The organism is Anaerolineales bacterium (genome assembly GCA_022866145.1).
Taxonomy (GTDB): Bacteria; Chloroflexota; Anaerolineae; order Anaerolineales; family E44-bin32; genus PFL42.
Genome location: JALHUE010000442.1, coordinates 1 through 1,954, shown reverse-complemented (window position 1 = coordinate 1,954; position 1,954 = coordinate 1). Strand labels below are relative to the sequence as shown.

Here is a 1,954-nt window from a genome sequence, read left to right as displayed (position 1 = left end):
TGAACACAACAGCCACGCCATCGAGCAGGAGCTCACTGTGCTGGTGCCGGTGGAGGGCGGAGGTGGGCCGCCGATCAAGCTGCAGCGGTTGCGGATGAAGAACGATTCGTCGCGGCCGCGCCGGCTGTCGGTGACGACCTACGCCGAATGGGCTCTGGGCGAGAGCCGGGAAGCAACAGAGATGCATGTGGTCAGCACCTGGGATGATGAGGCGCAGGTGTTGCTGGCCCGCAATCGCTACCATCCGGAGTACGGCGACCGGGTGGCCTTCGCCGCCATCAATCGCCCGGTGGATTCCTTCAGCGCCGATCGCACTTCATTCCTCGGGCGCAACCGCACGCTGGCCAACCCGGCAGCCTTAGAGCGTGTTGCACTTTCCGGGCGCACCGGCGCCGGTCTCGATCCATGCGCTGCGCTACGAACCGCCTTCGAGCTGGCGCCGGGCGAAACCGCCGAAGTGGTCTGCCTCCTCGGCCAGGCTGAGAGCTCCGATCAGGCGCAGGCGCTGGTGAAAGCCTTCGCCGAGAGCACAGCCTTCGAAATCGCCTTCGATCGCACGAAAGCCTGGTGGGACGAGACCCTGGGCGCGGTGGAGGTCCATACGCCCGAGCTCTCGGTCGACTTCCTGGTCAACCGCTGGCTCCTCTATCAAGTGTTGAGCTGTCGGGTGTGGGGCCGAACGGGCGTCTACCAGTCCGGGGGCGCCTTCGGCTTCCGCGATCAGCTGCAGGATGTCCTGGCACTGCTGCACGCCAGGCCCGAGGTCGCCCGAGAGCACATCCTGCTGGCGGCCAGCCGCCAGTTCCGCGAGGGTGACGTCCAGCATTGGTGGCATCCGCCCTCGGGTGCCGGCACGCGCACGCGCATCTCCGACGACCTGCTCTGGCTTCCCTATGCCGTCGCACAGTACGTGCGCCATACCGGCGACCTCTCGATCCTGGGGGAACAAGTGCCGTTTCTCGACGCCCCCCTGCTGACCGACGAGCAGCACGACGCGTACCTCACACCCCAAGCCGGCGGTGAACGGGTGAGTGTGCTCGAGCACTGCCAGCGGGCCGTCCGGCGCGGCCTCACCCGCGGGCCTCACGGCCTGCCGCTGATTGGCACCGGCGACTGGAACGATGGGATGGACCAGGTCGGGGCACAGGGTCGCGGTGAGAGCGTGTGGCTGGCCTGGTTCCTGGTCGATGTGTTGGACGGCATGGCGGACCTGAGCGGTCGAACAGGAGTGCCTGAGGCGGCCGAGGCCTACCGGATGGAGCGGTTGGCGCTGATCGATCGCATCGAAGCCAGCGCCTGGGATGGGGCGTGGTACCTGCGGGCGAGGTTCGACGACGGCACACCCGTGGGGTCCGCGGCCAGCGAGGAAGCCAAGATCGACCTGCTGCCGCAGGCCTGGGCGACACTCAGCGGTGGTGGAGATCCGGGCCGGGCGGCGATGGCTCTCGAATCAGCCGTGGAGCGGCTGGTCCGGCCGGACGAGCGGCTCGTGCTGTTGTTCGATCCGCCCTTCGACCGAACCACCCCTTCTCCCGGGTACATCCGCGGCTACCCTCCGGGCGTGCGTGAGAACGGCGGGCAATATACGCATGCCGCCGTATGGCTGGCCGCGGCGCTGGCGCGGCGTGGCCAGGGCACCCGCGCAGCCGATGTGCTGCGGATGCTCAACCCGATCGAGCGTGCGCGTGAGGTCGACAGCGTCTGGCGCTACACCGTGGAGCCGTATGTGATCTCGGCGGATGTCTACCGGGCGCCGGGGCGCGTCGGCCAGGGAGGCTGGTCGTGGTACACCGGCTCCGCCGCCTGGATGTACCGCGCCTGGGTCGAGGAGCTCCTCGGCCTTCACGTTTGCGGCGACAGCCTTCGCCTCGACCCGGTGATTCCCGGTTGGTGGTCGGGGTTCCGGCTGACCTACCGTCGCGGCGAGGCGCTGTACGAGATCCAGGTGGACAAC

The 1,954-nt window shown here is 68.3% G+C and carries 1 protein-coding gene; it reads left to right on the top strand.

All coding sequences use genetic code 11. The features are described from left to right. The coding region (locus tag MUO23_13165; GenBank protein ID MCJ7513900.1) for a protein ndvB at positions 1–1,954 on the top strand (1,954 nt) is incomplete at both ends.